This window comes from Corallococcus sp. 4LFB, assembly GCF_046520365.1.
Classification (GTDB): Bacteria; Myxococcota; Myxococcia; order Myxococcales; family Myxococcaceae; genus Corallococcus; species Corallococcus caeni.
The window spans coordinates 1-1142 of sequence record NZ_JBKGHJ010001044.1; the positions used below are offsets into that span (position 1 = coordinate 1).

The following is a 1142-nucleotide window of genomic DNA, read 5'->3' on the forward strand; positions in this document are numbered from 1 at the left end:
CTCCAGCCCGGCTCGGCCACGTACAACATCCCGAGCGCCCTGCACCTGGAAGGGCCGCTGGACCTCTCAGCCCTGGAGCGCTCCTTCCGCGAACTCCTCCAGCGTCACGAGTCCCTGCGCACCACCTTCCACGCGCACGCGGGCGAACCCGTCCAACGCTTCCACGCCACCGCTGACTTCGCCCTGGACGTGAGCGACCTGGAGCACCTCGCCCCGGACACCCGCGAGGCCGAGGCCCGGCGTCTCGCGGGCGCCGAAGCCCTGCGCCCCTTCGACCTCGCGAAGGGCCCGCTGCTGCGCGCCTCGCTGCTGAGGCTCGCAGAGCACCACCACGTGCTGCTCGTGACGATGCACCACATCGTCTCCGACGGTTGGTCCATGGGCATCCTCGTGCGCGAGTTGGGCGCCCTCTACCGCGCCTTCTCCGCGGGCCTCGGCTCACCCCTGGCCGCACTGCCCCTCCAGTACGCGGACTACGCCGTCTGGCAGCGCAACTGGTTGCAGGGAGAGGCCCTGGAGCGGCAGCGCTCCTGGTGGCGCCAGCACCTGGCCGGCGCGCCGCGTGCGTTGGAGCTGTCCACCGACTTCCCTCGTCCCGCCGTCCAGTCCTTCTCCGGCGCCTCCGTCCCATTCCTGCTCCCGCTGGAGCTTTCGCAGGCCCTCCAGACGCTGGCCCAGCGGCACGGCGCCACGCTCTTCATGGCGCTGCTGGCTTCCACGCAGGCGCTGCTCTCCCGCCACTCCGGCCAGGACGACGTCGTCATCGGCTCGCCCATCGCGGGCCGCCGCTTCGCGGAGCTGGAAGGCCTCATCGGCTTCTTCATCAATACGCTGGCGCTGCGCTCCCGCCTGGATGACGGCCCTACCTTCGTGGAGCTGCTGGGCCGCGTGCGCGAGGCCACCCTCGGGGCATACGCACACCAGGACATTCCCTTCGAGAAGCTCGTCGAGGAGCTGCAACCCCAGCGCGACCTGAGCCGCTCACCTCTCTTCCAGGTGATGCTCACGCTCCAGAACGCGCCTCGCGCGGAGGAAGGCGCACGGGCCGATGCCCTGTCCCTGCGTCCCGTTGGCCAGGACGGCGGCACGGCCGCGAAGTTCGACCTCAGCTTCGTCTTCACGCACTCGCCCCAGGGCCTGGC

The 1142-nt window shown here is 70.8% G+C and carries 1 protein-coding gene; it reads left to right on the forward strand.

The window, feature by feature from the left end:
* A partial coding sequence (locus tag ACLEQD_RS43910) for a condensation domain-containing protein (RefSeq protein ID WP_410391870.1) occupies positions 1-1142 on the forward strand: 1142 nt, incomplete at both ends.